18 protein-coding genes are annotated in these 19,962 nt (G+C 53.8%); all 18 read right to left on the reverse strand.

Annotated features, from left to right (window positions below; translation table 11 throughout):
- Positions 1–60: 60 nt before the first annotated feature.
- Positions 61–459, reverse strand: a complete 399-nt coding sequence (locus tag GVO84_RS14730) for a sugar 3,4-ketoisomerase (RefSeq protein ID WP_061714802.1) — start codon at positions 457–459, stop codon at positions 61–63.
- A 6-nt stretch (positions 460–465) separates the two neighbouring features.
- Positions 466–1,335 (reverse strand): glucose-1-phosphate thymidylyltransferase RfbA, encoded by an 870-nt coding sequence (gene rfbA, locus GVO84_RS14735; RefSeq protein WP_159514526.1) that lies wholly within the window; start codon positions 1,333–1,335, stop codon positions 466–468.
- Positions 1,332–2,417, reverse strand: a complete 1,086-nt coding sequence (rfbB, locus tag GVO84_RS14740) for a dTDP-glucose 4,6-dehydratase (protein ID WP_061714800.1) — start codon at positions 2,415–2,417, stop codon at positions 1,332–1,334. Before rfbB ends, rfbA begins: the two co-directional genes overlap by 4 nt.
- A 353-nt stretch (positions 2,418–2,770) precedes the next feature.
- Positions 2,771–3,670, reverse strand: a complete 900-nt coding sequence (gene galF / locus GVO84_RS14745) for a GalU regulator GalF (protein ID WP_159514527.1) — start codon at positions 3,668–3,670, stop codon at positions 2,771–2,773.
- 215 nt (positions 3,671–3,885) lie between these two features.
- Positions 3,886–4,881 carry an NAD-dependent epimerase/dehydratase family protein gene (locus tag GVO84_RS14750; RefSeq protein ID WP_159514528.1) on the reverse strand — a complete coding sequence of 332 codons (996 nt, stop codon included), beginning with the start codon at positions 4,879–4,881 and terminating at the stop codon, positions 3,886–3,888.
- A gap of 182 nt (positions 4,882–5,063) precedes the next feature.
- Positions 5,064–6,461 carry a colanic acid biosynthesis protein WcaM gene (gene wcaM, locus GVO84_RS14755; RefSeq protein ID WP_159514529.1) on the reverse strand — a complete coding sequence of 466 codons (1,398 nt, stop codon included), beginning with the start codon at positions 6,459–6,461 and terminating at the stop codon, positions 5,064–5,066.
- A 12-nt stretch (positions 6,462–6,473) separates the two neighbouring features.
- The gene (gene wcaL, locus GVO84_RS14760; RefSeq protein WP_159514530.1) at positions 6,474–7,694 is read right to left on the reverse strand and encodes a colanic acid biosynthesis glycosyltransferase WcaL; all 1,221 of its coding nucleotides are present in this window, start codon (positions 7,692–7,694) and stop codon (positions 6,474–6,476) included.
- Entirely contained in the window at positions 7,691–8,971 is a 1,281-nt protein-coding gene (wcaK, locus tag GVO84_RS14765; protein WP_033145972.1) for a colanic acid biosynthesis pyruvyl transferase WcaK, read from the reverse strand. The genes wcaL and wcaK overlap by 4 nt, the downstream gene beginning before the upstream one ends.
- 17 nt (positions 8,972–8,988) lie before the next feature.
- On the reverse strand, positions 8,989–10,467 hold the full coding sequence (wzxC, locus tag GVO84_RS14770; RefSeq protein WP_159514531.1) for a colanic acid undecaprenyl disphosphate flippase WzxC: 1,479 nt from the start codon (positions 10,465–10,467) through the stop codon (positions 8,989–8,991).
- Between the two features lies 1 nt (position 10,468).
- Positions 10,469–11,863 carry an undecaprenyl-phosphate glucose phosphotransferase gene (wcaJ, locus tag GVO84_RS14775; protein WP_121423368.1) on the reverse strand — a complete coding sequence of 465 codons (1,395 nt, stop codon included), beginning with the start codon at positions 11,861–11,863 and terminating at the stop codon, positions 10,469–10,471.
- Positions 11,864–11,908: 45 nt separating this feature from the next.
- A complete protein-coding gene (cpsG, locus tag GVO84_RS14780; protein WP_159514532.1) occupies positions 11,909–13,279 on the reverse strand; it encodes a colanic acid biosynthesis phosphomannomutase CpsG in 1,371 nt (456 codons plus the stop codon).
- A 111-nt stretch (positions 13,280–13,390) separates the two neighbouring features.
- Complete coding sequence (cpsB, locus tag GVO84_RS14785) at positions 13,391–14,827, reverse strand: mannose-1-phosphate guanyltransferase (protein ID WP_121425370.1); 1,437 nt, start codon at positions 14,825–14,827, stop codon at positions 13,391–13,393.
- Positions 14,828–14,830: 3 nt separating this feature from the next.
- Positions 14,831–16,054 carry a colanic acid biosynthesis fucosyltransferase WcaI gene (wcaI, locus tag GVO84_RS14790; RefSeq protein ID WP_159514533.1) on the reverse strand — a complete coding sequence of 408 codons (1,224 nt, stop codon included), beginning with the start codon at positions 16,052–16,054 and terminating at the stop codon, positions 14,831–14,833.
- Complete coding sequence (locus tag GVO84_RS14795) at positions 16,051–16,530, reverse strand: GDP-mannose mannosyl hydrolase (protein ID WP_159514534.1); 480 nt, start codon at positions 16,528–16,530, stop codon at positions 16,051–16,053. The genes wcaI and GVO84_RS14795 overlap by 4 nt, the downstream gene beginning before the upstream one ends.
- Positions 16,531–16,532: 2 nt before the next feature.
- On the reverse strand, positions 16,533–17,498 hold the full coding sequence (fcl, locus tag GVO84_RS14800) for a GDP-L-fucose synthase (protein ID WP_024908102.1): 966 nt from the start codon (positions 17,496–17,498) through the stop codon (positions 16,533–16,535).
- A 2-nt stretch (positions 17,499–17,500) separates the two neighbouring features.
- Entirely contained in the window at positions 17,501–18,622 is a 1,122-nt protein-coding gene (gene gmd, locus GVO84_RS14805) for a GDP-mannose 4,6-dehydratase (protein ID WP_121425366.1), read from the reverse strand.
- A gap of 24 nt (positions 18,623–18,646) precedes the next feature.
- Entirely contained in the window at positions 18,647–19,195 is a 549-nt protein-coding gene (wcaF, locus tag GVO84_RS14810) for a colanic acid biosynthesis acetyltransferase WcaF (RefSeq protein ID WP_023336272.1), read from the reverse strand.
- A gap of 15 nt (positions 19,196–19,210) precedes the next feature.
- Positions 19,211–19,957, reverse strand: a complete 747-nt coding sequence (wcaE, locus tag GVO84_RS14815) for a colanic acid biosynthesis glycosyltransferase WcaE (protein WP_039263104.1) — start codon at positions 19,955–19,957, stop codon at positions 19,211–19,213.
- Positions 19,958–19,962: the final 5 nt, after the last annotated feature.

The following is a 19,962-nucleotide window of genomic DNA, read 5'->3' on the forward strand; positions in this document are numbered from 1 at the left end:
TGTACTGTATATCAAAAAGTAAATTTTTTTAATGTTGGCTTTTCACTAACCCTAGTCGTTTTAATTTTTGAGGTCAGTGATCGCTTTGAAAGAAGCATAGTCTCGAATATAATCACTTTCATCATAATAATCATCGGCCAGAACCATTAAGACACAATCGTCGCTGAAATCATACATTTCATGCCAAACCATGGGTTCGATTATTAATCCAACCGTCGGTGAATCCAAAAGCACATGCTCAACTTGTTTTCCATCATCAAGCAAGAACTTACAAGATCCCTTAACAGGAACAGCTATTTGCGTTAGTTTTTTATGGGCATGAAAGCCTCTTCTGACGCCTGGTGTCGTATCAAACATGTAGTAGACCCGCTTGATATCAAGCGGTATGTCTTTTTCTTGCTCAATAACTACCAATGCACCCCTGTCATCACCTTTTTTGTTTAGCTGAATCAAATTCATTGTATTTTAATGCCCTTTTACTAATTTTAATAAATACTGTCCATAATGGTTTTTTGCTAATTTAGAACCAATAGCCGTAAGGGTCTCATCATTTAACCATCCATTTCGCCAAGCAATCTCTTCTGGACAAGCTACCATCATACCCTGACGTTTTTGAACTGTTTCGACAAAACTTCCGGCCTCAATTAAACTATCATGGGTGCCGGTATCAAGCCATGCAAAACCGCGACCTAACAATTCGACATTTAAATTATTATTGTTAAGGTAAATTTCATTGACTGTTGTTATTTCTAACTCGCCTCTTGCCGACGGTTTTATATTTTTTGCAATATCAATGACGTTATTGTCATAAAAATAGAGTCCCGTCACCGCCCAATTAGACTTAGGCTGAGCTGGTTTTTCCTCTATACTTATTGCTTTGAAATCACTATTAAATTCAACCACACCGAACCGCTGTGGATCCATGACTTGGTAGCCGAAGACTGTTGCCCCACTTATTCTACTACTCGCCAGCTTTAATTTAGGTGTGAATCCTTGTCCGAAGAAAATATTATCGCCTAGTACTAAACAGACTGGCTCTTGCCCAATAAAATTCTCACCTATAATGAAAGCCTGTGCCAAACCATCAGGATTTGGTTGAATAGCGTAACTCAAATTAATACCAAATTGACTGCCATCCCCCAAAAGTCTTACAAAACCGCTCTGATCTTCAGGTGTTGTTATTATAAGTATATCTTTGATACCTGCCAGCATTAAAACGGACAAGGGATAATAAATCATTGGTTTATCATAAACGGGAAGAAGTTGTTTAGATACTCCTAAAGTTACAGGATACAGCCTGGTACCAGAGCCACCAGCGAGAATTATACCCTTCATTCATTATCTCCATATTGTTTTGATAACCAAGATGTGTAAGCACCACTTTTCACATTATTAATCCACCCTTGATTATTGAGATACCATTCAACCGTTTTACGAATGCCACTGTAAAAAGTCTCTTGTGGTTTCCAGCCTAATTCTTCAGCTATTTTGTGCGCATCGATTGCATATCTTCTGTCATGGCCTGGGCGATCAGCTACATAACGGATCTGACTGCGGTAAGATGTCCCTTTAGGTACAATTTCATCCAACAGATCGCAAATCGTATGGACCACGTCCAGGTTCTGCTTCTCGTTATGGCCGCCAATGTTGTACGTTTCACCCGGTTTCCCTTGAGTGACAACGGTGTAGAGTGCACGCGCATGATCTTCTACATACAGCCAGTCACGGATTTGATCGCCTTTACCGTAAATTGGCAGAGCTTTACCTTCCAGCGCATTCAGAATAACCAACGGGATCAGTTTTTCCGGGAAATGGTACGGGCCGTAGTTATTCGAACAGTTGGTGACGATAGTCGGGAAACCGTAGGTACGAAGCCAGGCACGCACGAGATGGTCACTGGAGGCTTTCGACGCTGAATACGGGCTGCTTGGTGCATACGCGGTGGTTTCTGTGAAGAGTGGCAGCTCAGTTGATTCCGGATGTTCATCAGGATGCGGTAAATCACCATACACTTCGTCGGTAGAGATGTGATGGAAACGAAACGTTTTCTTCGCCTGCTCATCCAACGTAGACCAGTACGCTCGAGCGGCTTCCAGAAGCACATAGGTGCCGACGATATTGGTTTCGATAAACGCAGCCGGGCCGGTAATTGAACGATCGACGTGACTTTCAGCTGCCAGGTGCATCACCGCATCAGGCTTGTGTTTTGCGAAAATGCGATCCATAGCGTCTTTGTCGCAAATATCTGCATGTTCAAAGGCATAGCGGTCGCTTTCGCTGACTTCACTAAGCGACTCAAGATTACCGGCATAGGTCAGCTTATCCACATTGACGACGTCGTCCTGGGTATTTTTAATAATATGTCGTACAACTGCTGAGCCGATAAAGCCGGCACCGCCCGTCACAAGAATTTTCACGTTATCTGTTCCGTCTGTTGGAAATGTCTGGATACTGACGCTCTGAAACCTGACCATTTAGAAACGTTTCAGAAATTGAGCACGCTACCGCCCCTGGCTTAACAGCTACCAGTGTACTGAGCGGTGTTTGATTAAATGATTTTTCTTGTCTGGATACAGACAAAAACTGGCGTTAATTGTCGTCCTAAACGACCTTAGAAACAAGCACAAATCGCTACAAACCTGCTCAGGCTTGAATCAGATAACTCAATGTTATCATTAGTATTAATAACGAAAAACGGCAGTCATCATTATGGATATGCTTCAACACACCTTAATGATGACTGCCGCTGGTTCAAGCCGTGGCAGGAATATCAGTCGTTATTAGCCAGCAACTTTTCAATACGGGTTCTGAACTTCGCCCCTTCTTTCAGGTTACGCAGCCCATAGTTCACGAACGCCTGCATATACCCCATTTTCTTACCGCAGTCATAGCTATCGCCGGTCATCAGCATGGCGTCCACGGACTGCTTCTTCGCTAGCTCAGCTATCGCGTCGGTCAGTTGAATACGGTCCCAGGCGCCTGGCTCGGTTTTTTCAAGTTCCGCCCAGATATCTGCGTTCAGAACATAACGACCAACCGCCATCAGGTCCGAATCAAGCGTCTGTGGCTGATCCGGTTTTTCAATGAACTCAACGATGCGGCTCACCTGCCCTTCCGTCTCCAGCGGCTCTTTAGTCTGAATAACGGAGTACTCGGAGAGATCACCTTTCATGCGTTTCGCCAACACCTGGCTACGACCCGTTTCATTGAAACGTGCCACCATTGCCGCCAGGTTGTAACGTAGCGGATCGGCAGAAGCGGTATCAATAATAATATCCGGCAGCACAACGATGAATGGATTATCACCCACAACCGGACGGGCACACAAAATCGAGTGGCCAAGACCCAGCGGCTGCGCCTGGCGCACGTTCATGATGGTCACGCCTGGAGGACAAATAGACTGAACTTCCGCCAGCAGCTGGCGCTTAACGCGCTGCTCAAGCAACGCTTCGAGTTCGTAAGAGGTGTCGAAGTGGTTTTCTACCGCGTTCTTGGACGAGTGCGTAACCAGAACGATTTCTTTGATTCCTGCAGCAACAATCTCGTCGACAATGTACTGAATCATTGGCTTGTCGACAATCGGCAGCATCTCTTTAGGAATGGCTTTTGTGGCTGGCAGCATATGCATGCCCAAACCTGCTACCGGAATGACTGCTTTCAAATTGATCATTATCTCTTCCACCTTAAAATGGTTGACGAAGTATAAACCGTGTCAGGAAAAATGCCTGATGAAGAAAGTCTACTACGTCGAATGCAAATCACGTTTAGTCCAGAACTCTCATAACTTAAGCTCATTACGCTATGAGTGTGACCCAGAATCGTCGGAAACCATATCAATAAAGGAGACGCAGAGTCTGTTTCCGACAAATCCCAGATTCTAAGTCATTACTCAGAAACGAACGTGATGTCATCTTTCTTCTCATGAACGAACTCATACTTCAACGTACGGTCCAGCCCTTGAGATAAGGTATAAGGCGCTTTAAAACCTGAGGTGTGCACTTTCGTGGCATCAAACTGAGTGGTGGCACAGAATTTTTTGACACGTACGGAACTTATCGCATACTTCTTTCCGGTAACTTTGCTAAGAATATCAAAGCAATAACCGCCAAGCATCCCTAAAGGGTAAGGGAGATGAACTGATGGGATTTTTTTGCTAAGGCTCTTTTCTACCTCGGCAACCAGCTGATTCATATTCAGATCGGGTTTATCGACATAGTTGTATACGTCGTAGCCAGGTTTGACGTTGCTCAATCGGAATTTGATAAACTCAACAATATTACCGACATAAGCCATAGACTTATAGTTAGTTCCGGCTCCTACCATTGCGAATTTTCCACCCGCAATTTGCTTAAGAAGATTGAAGACATTGCCTCGATTGCGTTCACCAAAAATGACCGTTGGGCGAACAATTGTCAGAGATCGCTCTTCTGGAGCTTTGTTGAACCATTCGCGCAGTACCTCTTCCGCCTGCCACTTACTTTTACCATAGTGGTTAAAAGGATCGTGCGGGTGGGATTCATCAGGATTGACTTTATTGAGACCATAAACGGCAACTGAGCTGGTAAAAATAATGTTCTTAACATTATTTTTTTCCATAGCTGCCAGTACGTTACGTGTCCCCTGAACGTTTACATCATAGTAGAGCGAGGTTGGGCTAACATCATCACGATGCTCGGCAGCGAGTAATACCACCGTGTCGAAACCGGCAAGAGCGTGATCGAGTTGCTCCTGATTGCGCACATCCCCGGAAACAGTAATGTCAGGGTAGAAATGGCTTTGCTGTTTGTCGAAGTTGGTGACATCAAACTCAGCCTTAGAAATCTCGATCAAACGAGTCCCAACGAAACCGGACGCGCCAATAAACAAAACTTTATCGTTCATAAACCACTCAGTGCGTTATGTGTGTTTGGCAAACCTCCGGTAATCACTGTATTCCCTGAGGTATCGCTAATGATAAGACAGAACTGACGAAAATGTGGCACGGATTATAAACCCTAAAATCGCTGAGTTCAGTAACAAATTTTAGGAGTTACCGCGCACTCAATGAGATGTGACGTCAAGACTTACTTTCTGAAGGAAGGAAGCGCAAAGTTCAGCCTTTCCGCATTCACCACCTGCTGGTCGACCCTGTCAATATCCACCGAACTCTGCCCCTTCTCATTCACAGCTTTTATGTTCGCCAGCGACAGCAGGGTCTCGTCTTTCGCCATGAATTTACCCCGCACATCCTTGCGCAGGTCGAAGTTAATCTTCAGGGCAGGCCCCACAGCGGCTTCCTGCATCACATTGATGTTGCGTAAGAAAAGATGTTGCGGCTTGTTGTGTAATTCCAGCGTTGCACGCTGCATTTCCACGTTGGTTATCGCCACAAACGAGGTGGCGTTACCGGATGAAATCTGTATTCCGCGCAATTTATACGCAAGCTGGCGATTATCGAGGTGGATATTATTGAGCTTAAAGTTCTGCGGGATGGACAAATAATCGCCTTTTATCACCCCATAGCCGATTAACATTCCGGCACTGTCAACCATATCGACATTATCAATAATGAAATTATCACAGCCATAAATAGCCACCGTGGCGTTATCAATTCCCGCCTTTTTACTGAAGTCGGGAGTAATATTTTTGGCCTTAATATTGCGGATAACAAAATGCTTACCGTTTTCAACATGCACTAACTGGCGACAGTTGCTGCCGGTGATGTTGGCCACCACGAAGTTCTTGACGGTTTGCTTCTCCGGATAGTCGTTATCGTAGGTGCTGCCGGCAAGGCCAATGCCGATGCCCCAGTTGATCTTGCCGTTGGTGCAGTTGATGTTGTCGATGACATGATCGGAGATCAGGATATTGCGATCGTTGATGGCGACGTTCCACTCGATCGCATCCCCCTGCAGATGGCTAAATTTGCTGTTGGTGATGCGGGCGCCATCCACCTGGTTGTGGAAACCCTGGCGCAGGATGGCGTAGTTGGCCTGGCTTACGCTGATGTTATCAATCAGCAAATTGCGCATCACGCTCGGTTTCTTGCCGCCGATGTAGATCTGCGTCACCGGGCCAAATCCGCTCATGGCCAGCCCTTTGATGACGCAGTCAGAGCCGCGAACGTCGAGCGTAATGTTCTCCGTGCGACCAGCACCTTCGCCTATTACTTTGCTGCCTTCCTGCAGAACAAAGCGGCCGCGCCCGTTGCCGGTTAACGCCCCGCGGATCAACAGCGTTTTACCATCGGGAATGAAAATGCCCGTATTGATGTTTTCGCAGGTAAGCCCGGCAGGGACAACGACGGTGTCGCCGTCATTAAACGCCTGCTTAAAGGCGGCGATCCAGTCGTTATTATTGTACTGATTAACAGAGACCGTTCTTCCGGCTGCCGCCCGCGCAATGCGTGACGACAGCAGCGGCGTGGCCGCCAGAACGGACAAAGAAGAGACAAAGGTGCGTCGGGTAATCTTTTTCAGCATACATCCTCGGCGTTACAACGTTTGCAGCAGGCTCGCTAACTGGCGGTTAATCACCTGCTGGTTAAAATCGGCTTCCACTTTTTGTCGGGCATTATGGAGCACGGGCTCCAGCGCCTGCTGGTCGATGTCGCTGAAGGCAGCTAATCGGTCCGCAAGGGCCATCGCGTTATTCTCCGGCACCAGCCAGCCGGAATGGTCAGACTTAATCAGCTCCGGGATCCCACTGTGCAGGGTTGATACCACAGGAATACCTACGGCCATCGCCTCCATCAACGCCACCGGAATGCCTTCCATATCGCCATCGGCGCCCGTCACCGAGGGCAGCAGAAACACATCCGCCTCATCGAGCATGGCCTTGACCTCGTGGCTCGGCTTGAAGCCCGGCATCTCTACGACATCTTCCAGCTGATACTGTTCGATAAGCGTGCGCAGACGACGCTCCCACGGCCCAATGCCGAGAATGCGATAGTGGAAATCCACCCCGCGCGCTTTCAGCTGGCGGCAGGCTTCAATGGCCACATGGAGGCCTTTCTTCTCGGTCAGACGAGCAACGGAGATGATCTGCAGCGGTTTTCCCGGCACCTTTACAGGACGGCGAGTGAAGCGCGTTAAGTCCACGCCCATTCGCGAAACGGCAATTTTTTCTCCCGGGCAGCCCATGTTTTTCAGGCGTCCGGCCCACAGGTCGCTGATCGGCAACATCATGTCGCCGCGGCGGAAAAGCTGCTGATACTCCGGCGTGTAGTGGTTCAACACTTCGCGGCTGGAAATGTCGATACCGTGGAAGATGGTCGCAATTTTACCGTCAATCACGCCCAGCTCACGCAGCTTCGCGGCGGTGACGCCCGCCGGGCCAAAGTGGGCGATAAACACGTCGGCACGATACGGCTGCGTCGTTTGCCCGCAGATGGCCGACAGGATCAGATTGCGAGATTCGGACCCATAGCGGGAAACATTCAGCGCCCGCCACGTCGACGCGCGGTGGATCCCGCGTAAGGTCTGGCTGGCCCGGTGGCGCAGCTTACTCAGCTTCCCGGACGGCTCATCCTGCAGCCAGCGGGTTTTCCCCTCCAGCCCATACTGGGTATACGCTGCATGGGTATTTTGGGTATCGCCCTTTTGCAGGGCGATAATCTCCACGTCATATCCCATATCGATAAACGCGGTGATTTGGTTCAGGACAAACGTTTCAGACGACAGCGGAAATTTCAGTAAGAAGAAACCAACCTTCATTTCCCCTCCCGCACGCGGTCAAGTACCGATTTCACCATCCCAATGCCCTTCTCGCGCTCGGCTTTCACCGCCACGGCCAGGCGTTCATTGATGGCAGGCAGTTGACCCAGGGTGTCCCCCACCATCGCACCCAGCGAACCATCCAGCAGATGACGGATATCCACGGCCATTTCAGGCATGCCAAGCTGCTGCATGATGCCTGCTGATTTGTGCTCATAGTTGATGGCAATGGCCGGCGTGCCAAAGTTCATGGAGATAATGGCGGAGTGCAGACGCGTGCCCACGGTCAGGTCGCAGGCGGAGAGCAGCTTGCCCATCTCCAGGTCGTTCAGTTCGTCCATCACCACGTGATAGCGGGACGGATCGTTCACCAGGCTGCGCAGGTTCAGCGCCACCATGCGGTCATCTTTGTTGTAGCTGTCGATACCGGTACAGGTTGAGAGCGCCAGCACCTGGTAACCGCTGTCCAGCACGCGGTTCACCACGTCGGCGAAGGCTTTCTCATACGCCGCCTGCGTTGTGCCTAAGCGTTTATCAAAAGGCGCCAGCTCGCGCAGGGTTATGGCGACGGTTTTCTGTTTCGCCGCCACGTCGAGCCAGTGCTGCACCGCGTAGCTCGGCTGGAAGCTGTCGTCCTGGTGATCCACCAGCCAGGCGGTATCCACGCCGTGCTCAACTTTTGAGGTGTCAATTTCGCTACGCTTCATCATGTCGAGGCTGACCGACTCGCGCAGGATCAGGGCATCGCAGTGGCCGAAGACGTAGTTCGCGAGCTGGTTAAACTGCGGATCCTGGAATGGCCCGACGCTGTGACCAATCATAAACAGCGGTTTTTTCGCCATGAACGTACAAAGCGCATGCTCAAACTGCGGCACGCCGTAGAGATCGACGAAGAACGAACCGCCCACCTGGATAATGGCGTCATAGCCGGACAGCAGACGAACAAAATCGGTAAAGCCCTGCGCGATAGCGATATTGCGCAGCTTGCCGGTATCGGTCACACGGGAAAGCAGCACCTGGTGCTGGTAGCGACGACGCAGCACCTTCTTCACGCGGCCCATCACGCCCGCGGCGTTGTTATGCTGTTTCATCTGGCTGTAGAGCGGGTCGCCCATCACCGGGCGGTTCAGTAACCAGGATGAGCTGACCGGATAACGGCTCATCACATCCACTTCGGTCTCAGGCTTAAGGGTGTTAATTGCATCCAGTAAACCGCGCAGGATGGCGCTGTCGCCACGGTTGCCGCAGGTATGGTTGCCAAGAATTAATAATTTCATAATGGCCTCTTAAATAACTAGCCTGCGCGAAGCAGCGTTTTCATTTTTTCGTTACGGCAAAACTGGCGCTTCATCTCTACCACCAGTGCATTGCGCGACAGCACAATCATCACGACGAATGCCAGCGCCCCCGCGGCAACCTGTACCGCCAGCAGCGCGGCCAGCGGCAGGTGGCCAGTGAGGATGATGCCCAGGCCGTAGCTCACCGCCAGGGTCGGCAATGAGAGATAGAACGGCAGCCACAGGCTCAGGATGTACTGACGGTAGCTGGAGCCCAGCACCGGCTTGATCATGATGAAGTAGCTCAGAACGGTATTGACTACCTGCACCAGCAGGAAGCCCAGCGTAACGCCGATGGCACCCGCCATATGCCCGCCGACGATAATCGCCGGAATAAACAGGAAGGTTTTGAACACGTTGAACTTAAAGCTGATGTCCACACGCGCTTTTGCCATCAGCAGGGAACCAATCGGATTCCCCACGGAGCGCAGCAGCCCCACCACGCACAGCAGCTGCAGGATCGGGATGATGCCGTTCCACTTCTCACCAAACACCAGCGGCACGAAGTTGCTGGAAACCACCATCAGCCCCAGCAGCACCGGGAAGTTAATGATCCCCACTACGGAAAGCAGCTTGTAGAAGTTGACGCGCAGCTTCTCGGTGTCGTCCTGAATCTTGGCGAACGCCGGGAACAGGACGCGGGTGATAATCGGGTTCAGCTTCATCGGCGGTACCACCGCGACGTTGTAGGCCAGGTTGTAGCCCCCCGCCACGCTCGCGCCAAGAATACGCGCCAGCACCAGCGTCGACAGGTTGGTATTCACATAGTTGATGATGCTGTCCGCCGTCAGCCACGCGCCAAAGCGCAGGTTGGACGAGACGGAAGCGAGAGAGAAATGCAGCCCCGGACGGTAGATCTTGCGGCCAAAGTAGCCGAACAGCAGCGTGCGCACGGAGGAGTTAACCAGGTATCCCAGAATGGCCGTCATCGCCAGCGGCCAGAAATGGGCGCTCACCACGGTGAAGGTAAAGCCCGCCAGCACCGCGCTGGTCTCGATCATGCCGATCTTGTTGAACTCCAGCTCTTTCTGCATCAGCGCGCGGAACTGCTGCCCGTGCGGGATCACCACGAAAGCAAACGACAGCGTGCGCATCAGCGGTGCCAGATCCGGGTTATGCAGCACGCTGGCGATAGTGTCGCTCAGCAGGAACACCAGCACGAACACGAAAATCCCCAGCCCCACGTTCAGCCAGTAGAGGGTGGTCAACTCAAGATGGCTAATCTCTTTGCGCTGGATAATCGAGTTGGCAATACCAAAATCAGACAGCGTATCGGCCAGCGCGATAATCACCAGCGAGACGGTCAGCAGACCGAACTGGTGATTATCAATAATGCGCGCCAGCACGGTCATCTGCACCAGACCGAGGCCAATGATGACGATGGTCGCCATCGCTGACCACTTCGCCCCGCTGATGGTTTTTTCACGTAAGCTCATCTTAGTACGCCGCTTTGTTCACGAAACCTTTGAAGATGGTCAGAAAAACAATCTTGATATCGAACCAGATACTCCATTCACGGATGTACTCCAGATCGAATTCGATACGTTTTTCCATTTTTTCCAGCGTGTCGGTTTCGCCGCGCCAGCCGTTGATCTGCGCCCAACCGGTAATGCCCGGCTTCACCTTATGGCGCAGCATGTAGCCTTCAATCAGCGAGCGGTACTGCTCGTTGTGCGCCACCGCGTGCGGACGCGGGCCAACAATCGACATGCCGCCGGTGAAGACGTTGATAAACTGCGGGAGTTCATCCAGCGAGGTGCGGCGCAGGAAGTTCCCCACGCGGGTGACGCGCGGATCGTTCTGCGTTGCCTGGGTCACCACCTTGTCGTTTTCCATCACCTTCATGGAGCGGAATTTCCACACCATAATCGGCTTACCGTCCATACCGTAGCGGGTCTGGCGGAAGATAACCGGGCCGGGAGAGCTCAGCTTCACCGCCAGGGCAATGCAGCACAGCACCGGGGAGATGAGCAGTAAAATCAGCGAAGAGAGCACAATATCTTCTGCGCGCTTCAGCACGCGGTTAATGCCCGACAGCGGGGTGTCGTACAGCGGTACCACCGGCACGCCGTTCACTTCTTCAATGCGTGAATGGAGGATGTTAAAGGTAAACACGTCCGGGATCAGGATCACCGAACAGGTGGTGTCCGCCAGCTCGCGCATCAGCTGCTTAATGCGGGATTCGTCTCTCATCTGCATGGCGATGTAGACGTTATGAATCTTGCCCGCTTTCGCGTCTTCAATAAGCTGTTCGTAATTGCCCGCCCAGTCCGCAGGTACGCCGCCCGGCTTCGCGTCGTGATAAATCCCGACCACTTCAAACCCTAACCACGGCTCTTTGCGGAAGCTGTCGAGCAGCACCTTCCCGACCGGCAGATCGCCCGCCACGGCAACGAAGCGACGGTTATAGCCCCGGTTACGCAGCCAGCCCGCGCCAAAGCGGATCAGGGAACGGCACACAACCATGCCAACACTGGTCAGCAGATACCAGCAGAGATAGGTGACGAGGCGATTGTCAAAATCATGGCTAAACGCCACCAGGCCAGCGCTGAAAATCAGGCTCAGGGTCCAGTTCTGCAGCAACAGCATCAGTTCGGTGGTCATTTTGACGCCGCGCCACGAGCGGTAGAAATCGGTCATCCCGCCGATCATCTGAAACACGACCAGCGCAATCAGAGCCATCAGCAGATGCATGTATAAGAACGGCAGCCCGCCGATCCGACACACCGCCCACAATCCACCGACCATGATGGTGATATCAGAAAAACGCTGCACCATAGAGATTAACGATGCATTCGTTCTCGCTCGTTCGCGTTTTTTTAGATTCGTCATCGTTGTTCCTGTATTCGGTTCCCCCTCCCGCAGGAGGGGCAATTGTTACTGATTCAACAGCGCCAGAATGTCCTTCGTTCGGGCTTCCATCAGCGCCGTATCAGCACGGGATTCCACGTTCAGGCGCACCACCGGCTCGGTGTTGGACGAGCGCAGGTTAAAGCGCCACTGCGGGAACGCCATGCTGATGCCGTCCGTACGGTCAATTTCCAGCGCGTGAATTGCAAAGTGCTGCTCCACGCGGGCAATGGCCTCGGCTGGCTCCGCCAGCTTGCTGTTGATCTCCCCGCTCGCCGGGAACGCCGCCATGCGGTCGCGCACCAGCTCGCCCAGCGTCTGCCCCTTCAGGCACAGCAGCTCGGTCACCAGCAGCCACGGGATCATCCCGCTGTCGCAGTAGGCAAAATCACGGAAGTAGTGGTGGGCGCTCATCTCGCCGCCGTAAATGGCGTCTTCTTCGCGCATGCGCTCTTTGATGAAGGCGTGGCCGGTTTTGGACATCACCGGCGTGCCGCCCGCCGCTGACACCACGTCGACGGTGTTCCAGGAAAGGCGCGGGTCATGAATGATTTTCGCGCCCGGGTTTTTCTCGAGGAAGGCTTCCGCCAGCAGGCCGACAATGTAGTAGCCCTCGATGAACTGCCCTTTCTCGTCGAACAGGAAGCAGCGGTCGAAATCGCCGTCAAAGGCGATGCCCATGTCCGCGCCGTGCTCAATCACCGCGTTACGGGTGTCGTCGCGGCACTCCGGAAGCAGCGGGTTAGGAATACCGTTCGGGAAGTTGCCGTCCGGGGTGTTGTGCACTTTGACGAAGGTCACCGGCACGTTCAGCGCCTTAAAGCGGGCTTCCAGCGCGTCCACCACCGGGCCGGCCGCGCCGTTACCGGAGTTAATCACCAGCTTCAGCGGCTTGAGGTTCGCCACGTTGATGTAGCCCAGCAGGTGGTCAATGTACTCTTTCTGCAGGTTGATTTTTTTGTAGCTGCCGCGCTTCGCGTCGTTCACCGGCGGGAAATCGTTGGCTTCCGCCAGGCGCTGCACGTCGCGCAGGCCGGTGTCGCCGCTGATAGGACGCGCGCCCTTGCGCACCAGCTTCATGCCGTTGTAGTCCATCGGGTTGTGGCTGGCCGTCACTTCGATACCGCCGTCCACGCCCAGGTGGAAGGTGGCAAAGTAAATCTCTTCGGTCCCGGAAAGGCCGATATCCAGCACGTCCACCCCCGCGTCCTGCAGCCCTTTCGCCAGGGCCAGCTTGAGGGATTCACTGGTCAGACGCACGTCGCCGCCCAGCACGATGGTCTGCGGTTTTAAATATTCGCCGTACGCGCGGCCAATGCGCCACGCGATGTCTTCATTCAGCTCTTCGCCCAGCTTGCCGCGAATATCGTAGGCTTTAAAACAGGTTAATTTTTCCATGATGACCCCTTTTTCAGGCAACAGTCGGCCCTGACCACTAAATGGCCAAATTGATTTTTTTGTCATTCGTAGGCCCGGCAAGCGCAGCGCCACCGGGCATAATGCAGAGTGCTAAACCCGCCCGTAGCGGTCCTGGAAGCGCACGATATCGTCCTCTTCCAGATACGAGCCGGAGCGCACCTCAATTAAGTCGAGAGGAATTTTCCCCGGGTTCTCCAGACAGTGCGTCGCCCCCAGCGGAATATAAATGGACTCGTTTTCACCGAGCAGTTTGACTTCACCGTCGATGGTGACTTTAGCGGTACCCGCGACCACCACCCAGTGCTCGGCGCGGTGGTGGTGCATCTGCACCGACAGCCCCTCGCCCGGCTTCACGGTGATACGTTTCACCTGATAGCGGTCACCGGAGTCAATGGAGTCATATTTCCCCCACGGACGGTAGACTTCGCGGTGAATATGGTGTTCATGGCGACCGTCCGCCTTGATCTTCTCCACCACTTTTTTAACGTCCTGCACGGCGTTACGGTCAGCAATCAGCACGGCGTCTTTAGTCTGGACAACCACCAGATCTTTCACCCCGACCGTGGTCACCAGGCCGGACTCGGCGTAGACGTAGCTGTTTTCCGTTTTGTGGCTAATAACATCGCCGTGATGGACGTTACCCTCCGGGGTATGGGCGCTAATCTCCCACAGGGAGGACCAGGAGCCTACATCGCTCCAGCCCGCATCCATAGGTACCACGACGGCGTCTGCCGTACGTTCCATCACCGCGTAGTCAATGGACTCTTCCGGGCAGGCGAGGAACGCCTCTTCATCCACGCGGATGAAGTCGAGATCCGGGTCCACCACCGCCATTGCTTTCTCGCAGGCGTTCAGAATATCCGGGCGGTATTTGCGCAGCTCTTCCAGATAGCGTCCGGCGCGGAACAGGAACATCCCGCTGTTCCAGTAATACTCCCCGCTGGCGACATACGCCTGCGCGGTTTCCAGATTCGGTTTTTCAACAAACTGCGCCACGTCAAACGCCACGCTGTCGCCTTCACCCGGCGTCACGCTGCCGCGGCGGATGTAGCCATAGCCGGTTTCCGGCAGATCCGGCACGATGCCGAAGGTCACCAGCTTGCCGCTCTCGGCGTAAGGAATGGCCGCACGCACCGCGTCGCGGAATGCGTCTTCCTGCTGGATAACGTGGTCCGCCGCCAGGACCAGCATCAGCGGGTCACAGTCCGGGCTGCTGCGTTTTGCCGCCAGCGCCGCCAGGGCGATCGCAGGCGCGGTATTGCGTCCTGCAGGCTCCAGGATGATGTTTTCGGTGAGTTTATTCAGCTGGCGCAGTTGCTCGGCAACAATAAAGCGGTGCTGTTCGTTACAAATCACCACCGGGCTTTCACACTCCACGCCGTGCAGACGGTTTACCGTCGTCTGCAGCATGGTGAGATCCCCTTTCAAGCAGAGGAACTGTTTTGGATAAAGCACGCGGGACAGCGGCCACAACCGGCTACCAGAGCCACCAGCCATCACAACCGGATACAAAGTGGTTTGACTCATGATTTATCCCCGTATATCTGCAATAAATTGGCTCAGCACGTTCTCTTTCTCGAGCGTGCGTTCGGCATATTCACGTGCCACCGTGTTCACTTTTGGCATGGCAAGTGCCTGCTCAATTCCGGTTACCAGCGCCGGGACCGATTCCGGCTCCACGCACACGGCAATTCCCGGATAGCTGTCGCACAGCTGGCCTAATTCTGTTTCGGCTTCTGCCGTAATCACCGCGTTGCCGCCCACTGCCAGAATGTTGGTCAGCTTGGACGGCAGCACCGCATCCGCGGCGCCGCGTTTTTGCACCACCAGATGGCAGTCGCCCATCTTCAGCAGCGCAGGCAATGCCTCGTAAGACTGAAGCGGGAAAAATTTCACGTTGGTCAGGCCGCGTTCGCCGACCATTTTCTCCAGCCGCGCCTTTCCACCGCCCTGCCCGACAATCACAAAGGTCCACGGATGTTCACTCAGCAGCTGGGCCGCTTCAATCACGCTCTCCAGCCCCTGTTTTTCGCCGATGTTGCCTGAGTAAAGAATGATTTTTTGATCTTCAGGCAAACCGAGCTGCGCGCGCAGCGCATGAGCATCTTGCTCAGTTACATCGCGAAAACGCGCCACTTCGGACCAGTTCGGGAAGAAAATGACTTTCTCCGCCGGGACGCCCTTCTCCTGCGCCTTGTTCATCATCGAGCGCGAGATAGTCGAGACGTAATCCACGTTGTGTAAACCACTGCGCTCAAACGCGCTGGCGAGCTTCGCCACTTTGCCGCCTTTGCTTTTGCCTGCCATCCCCAGGCCCAGCATGGCGTCAACTTCATAATCCTGAATGTGCAGCAACGTGCGCGCACCGGAGAGTTTGCCCAGCAGGCGCATGCCCGGCGTGCAAAACAGCGTCGGCACCACGCCGATGATGCGATCCGGCTTCCAGCGACGCTGCGCCATCAGCGGGAAAAAACTGCTCAGGGCAAAGCTGCCCAGATGAAGTAAGCGTTTCAGCGTCGAGGGCTGCCTGGGCACATACAGCGGGCAGCGCCAGACGGTCGCTGCACCCTCTTCGCGACGGTAGCGCCAGCTTGAGTAGCGCTCCCCAACTTTCCACTCCGGGTAGTACGGCGGCGCGGTAATGACCCGCACGTCATGTCCCTGGCTCGCCATCCACTCGACCATCTCGCCGGTGTATTTCCCGATGCCGGTTAGCTCCGGCGAGTAGTTGATTCCGTACACTAAAATTTTCATAAGCCCGGCACTCCGGACTGACGATCGGCCAGGAAATAGGCACGACTGTTGTCATGCACATTGTCGCTGGCCAGCAGCGCCTCTGGCGTCTGCCAGCAGTAGTCGTCATGCTGAGAATCAGGCAGACGCAGGTCTGCCTCACTCACCTTCAGGCGGAACCCCAGCACGATGTAGTGCGTGGTGAACCCGGTGCCTGAAAAGTTATCGTCATAGAAGTGCTGCCAGACCCCGTAAAACTGGCCCGCTGCCATCGGCAGCTGCAGGCCCAGTTCCGCCAGAGTGAGACGCTCAAACGCATCGCTGAGCCGCTCATCCTTCTGCACGCGCCCGCCGGGCACGAACCAGAAGCCCTGTGCAGGACGGTTGGTTCGTTTCCCCAGCAAGAACTCGCCGCGTTCGTTCTCCACGATCAAATCAATTGAGATGAGCGGAGTGGAACGCACTACCGTGGCAAAATCTTCCTGACTTAAAAACATCGTTACCCCCGGAAGCGGTGCTGGTTTTCCAGGAACCACTGGTAGGTACTGGCCAGACCCTGCTCCAGTGACACCTCGTGATACCAGCCCAGCTGATGCAGACGGGTCACGTCCAGCAGCTTGCGCGGCGTGCCGTCCGGTTTCGTGGCGTCAAACACCACGCGGCCTTTGTAGCCCACCACCTGCGCGATGGTTTGCGCCAGCTCGCGAATGGTGCAGTCCACGCCGGTACCGACGTTGATGTGCGACAGCATCGGCTCGGTGTTCTCCTGCCACACCTCGCGATCCAGCTCCATCACGTGAATGCTGGCCGCAGCCATGTCGTCCACGTGCAGGAACTCGCGCATCGGCGTACCGCTGCCCCACACCACCACGTCCGGCGCGTTCTCGGCGGTCGCCTCGTGGAAGCGGCGCAGCAGCGCCGGGATCACGTGCGAGTTGCTCGGGTGGAAGTTGTCGTGCGGTCCGTACAGGTTGGTCGGCATCACCGAGCGATAGTCGCGGTTGTACTGACGGTTGTAGGACTCGCACAGCTTGATCCCGGCAATCTTGGCAATCGCGTACGGCTCGTTGGTGGCCTCCAGCGTGCCCTGCAGCAGTTCGCTCTCGGCGATCGGCTGCTTCGCCATTTTCGGGTAAATACAGGACGACCCGAGGAACAGCAGCTTATTCACGTTGTGCAGATGCGCAGCGTGAATGATGTTGCTCTCGATCATCATGTTTTCGTAGATGAAATCCGCCGGGTAGGTGTTGTTAGCAACAATGCCGCCCACCTTCGCCGCCGCCAGATACACCTGGTCAATGCGTTCGTTAGCAAAGAAGTCCTGTACCGCACGGCTGTCGAGCAGGTTCAGCTCGTCGCGGGTGCGGACAATCACCTCTACGTCACCGCGCTGCTCCAGTTGGCGAACAATCGCGGAACCCACCATTCCGCGATGACCGGCGACAAAAATACGTTGTTTTGTCATTCTCAGGACTCCAGCGCGATGGCAACCTCGTAGCCATGAGACTTAAGCAGAGAGTGTTTTTTCGCTGCTTCAAGATCTTTGGCTACCATCTCGGAAACCATCTCCTGCAGAGTGATTTCTGGTTTCCAGCCCAGCTTCTCGTGCGCTTTGGTTGGGTCGCCCAGCAGGGTTTCCACTTCAGCAGGACGGAAGTAGCGCGGGTCAACCTGCACAATCACGTCGCCTGGCTTCACGCCCGGTGCATCGTGGCCGGTCACGGAAACCACGACACCTTTCTCTTCCACGCCGGTACCTTCGAAGCGCAGTTTGATGCCCAGCTGTGCCGCGGCCATTTCAACGAACTGACGTACGGAGTACTGCACGCCGGTCGCAATCACGAAGTCTTCTGGCTGTTCCTGCTGCAGCATCATCCACTGCATTTTCACGTAGTCTTTGGCATGGCCCCAGTCACGCAGGGAATCCATGTTGCCGAGGTGCAGGCAAGACTCCAGACCCTGCGCGATGTTGGCGATAGCGCGGGTGATTTTGCGGGTCACGAAGGTTTCGCCGCGGCGCGGAGATTCGTGGTTGAACAGAATGCCGTTACAGGCGTACATGCCGTAGGATTCACGGTAGTTCACGGTGATCCAGTAGGCATACAGTTTTGCTACCGCATACGGAGAGCGCGGGTAGAACGGCGTCGTCTCTTTCTGTGGGATTTCCTGCACCAGGCCGTACAGCTCAGAGGTGGATGCCTGGTAGAAGCGCGTTTTCTTCTCAAGGCCGAGGAAGCGGATCGCTTCCAGCAGACGCAGGGTACCCATGGCATCAACGTCAGCGGTGTATTCCGGGGACTCGAAGGAGACCGCTACGTGGCTCATCGCGCCCAGGTTGTAGACTTCATCCGGCTGCACTTCCTGCAGGATACGGGTCAGGTTGGAGGTATCGGTCAGGTCGCCGTAGTGCAGGTGGAATTTCGGGTTCGCCGCATGAGGATCCTGATAGATATGGTCCACACGTTCGGTGTTGAAAGAAGACGCACGACGTTTAATACCATGCACTTCATACCCTTTTTCCAGCAGGAACTCTGCCAGGTAAGAACCATCCTGCCCGGTAACGCCGGTGATGAGAGCGACTTTAGACATGTTTATATTCCTCTACTTATGAATTTAATCAGTTTCAACGCGTTCGCGTATCACCACTGCGGGGTTGCCACGGCAAACTTTATTTGCCGGTAGCGATTTAAAAACGCTGCTGCGGGCACCGACTACCGTGCCATCGCCAACAGAAACACCCGGTGCAACAAAAACATCCGTTGCCAGCCAGCATTTTTCACCGATCGCAATAGGCGAAGCGGTAATATCAAAATGCTGACTCATAAAATCGTGGCTGCCGGTGCACAAATAACATTTCTGTGAAACCACCGAATTTGCGCCAATCGTAATTTCGCCAAGGGTATATAACACCGCGTCATCCCCAACCCATGCGTAATCCCCAAGCGTTAATTTCCACGGATAGGTAATTTTCACAGAAGGTCGGATGACTACGTTTTTTCCTATTTTTGCGCCAAACAGGCGTAATAAGAAGGCACGCCAGCGGTACAGTATTTGCGGCGACCAGGCAAATAAGGTTGCCTGAACGGCCCACCACAGCTGTACCTTAATACCGTTCCCGCCCCGAAAGCCTTTCGGCACGGAGAAACCTTTTAAATCCTGCATTGCGTTTCCTTATATTCAGGCTTTGTTATATAAGGTTTTCGTTTTGCCTGTGGTACGCAGGCGCAATAAATAAGACAATTCCGCCCAGAACCCCGGCACGCGTAATATTTTACGCTGTACGTTTTTGGCATCCTGGCACAATTCCAGATTATTCGAGGTTGACACGCCGCCCATTGAGAATTCAGATACCAGGCCTTTAATTCGGCGGAACGGGTAACCTGACTTATACAGGCTGGCCGCCAGTGCATAATCCGAAGACACTTTATACTGCAAATCGTAAGGCTGTTTTTTCAGACCTTTTACCGGGAAGAAAATGGCCTGATGGCTGGCCGGCAAGCTGTGATAGATATACCAGCCTGGCTTCGCGCTGCGGCACACTTTATGTCCGTCGCCAAAATCGAGCAGCGCATCGCCAATATACATGGCATCTTCTTTCTGCCGAGCCAGCTGGCGGGCAAACAGCGCCACGTCATCATGGAAAATGTCGCCCGAGTTCAGAAAGATGGCATAGCGGCCTTGCGCCATGTTGATGCCTTTATTCATCGCATCGTAGATGCCTTTATCTTTCTCGCTGATGTAGCGTAAGTTGAACTCACCGTTGAGTTTTTCCAGAAACTCCGCCGTGCCATCGTTCGAGCCGCCGTCGACCACAATCCACTCAAAGGTGAGGCTTGGATCGCGCGCCAGGTTGCGCAGCGAGCGCCAGGTTTTTACCACCCCTTCGTAATTACGAAAAGCGACAGTAATGACGCTAAGAAACATAAATC

This window comes from Enterobacter sp. SM3, from assembly GCF_009811935.2.
GTDB classification, from domain to species: domain Bacteria; phylum Pseudomonadota; class Gammaproteobacteria; order Enterobacterales; family Enterobacteriaceae; genus Enterobacter; species Enterobacter asburiae_D.

Coding starts and splice junctions, on each gene's coding strand:
- GVO84_RS14730 (WP_061714802.1), bottom strand. CDS start 459: ATGAATTTGATTCAGCTAAACAAAAAAGGTGATGACAGGGGTGCATTG.
- wcaI (WP_159514533.1), bottom strand. CDS start 16,054: ATGAAAATTTTAGTGTACGGAATCAACTACTCGCCGGAGCTAACCGGC.
- cpsB (WP_121425370.1), bottom strand. CDS start 14,827: ATGAGTCAAACCACTTTGTATCCGGTTGTGATGGCTGGTGGCTCTGGT.
- wcaJ (WP_121423368.1), bottom strand. CDS start 11,863: ATGACGAATCTAAAAAAACGCGAACGAGCGAGAACGAATGCATCGTTA.
- wzxC (WP_159514531.1), bottom strand. CDS start 10,467: ATGAGCTTACGTGAAAAAACCATCAGCGGGGCGAAGTGGTCAGCGATG.
- wcaL (WP_159514530.1), bottom strand. CDS start 7,694: ATGAAGGTTGGTTTCTTCTTACTGAAATTTCCGCTGTCGTCTGAAACG.
- wcaE (WP_039263104.1), bottom strand. CDS start 19,957: ATGTTTCTTAGCGTCATTACTGTCGCTTTTCGTAATTACGAAGGGGTG.
- GVO84_RS14795 (WP_159514534.1), bottom strand. CDS start 16,530: ATGTTTTTAAGTCAGGAAGATTTTGCCACGGTAGTGCGTTCCACTCCG.
- rfbA (WP_159514526.1), bottom strand. CDS start 1,335: ATGAAGGGTATAATTCTCGCTGGTGGCTCTGGTACCAGGCTGTATCCT.
- GVO84_RS14750 (WP_159514528.1), bottom strand. CDS start 4,881: ATGAACGATAAAGTTTTGTTTATTGGCGCGTCCGGTTTCGTTGGGACT.
- wcaF (WP_023336272.1), bottom strand. CDS start 19,195: ATGCAGGATTTAAAAGGTTTCTCCGTGCCGAAAGGCTTTCGGGGCGGG.
- wcaK (WP_033145972.1), bottom strand. CDS start 8,971: ATGAAATTATTAATTCTTGGCAACCATACCTGCGGCAACCGTGGCGAC.
- fcl (WP_024908102.1), bottom strand. CDS start 17,498: ATGACAAAACAACGTATTTTTGTCGCCGGTCATCGCGGAATGGTGGGT.
- galF (WP_159514527.1), bottom strand. CDS start 3,670: ATGATCAATTTGAAAGCAGTCATTCCGGTAGCAGGTTTGGGCATGCAT.
- gmd (WP_121425366.1), bottom strand. CDS start 18,622: ATGTCTAAAGTCGCTCTCATCACCGGCGTTACCGGGCAGGATGGTTCT.
- cpsG (WP_159514532.1), bottom strand. CDS start 13,279: ATGGAAAAATTAACCTGTTTTAAAGCCTACGATATTCGCGGCAAGCTG.
- wcaM (WP_159514529.1), bottom strand. CDS start 6,461: ATGCTGAAAAAGATTACCCGACGCACCTTTGTCTCTTCTTTGTCCGTT.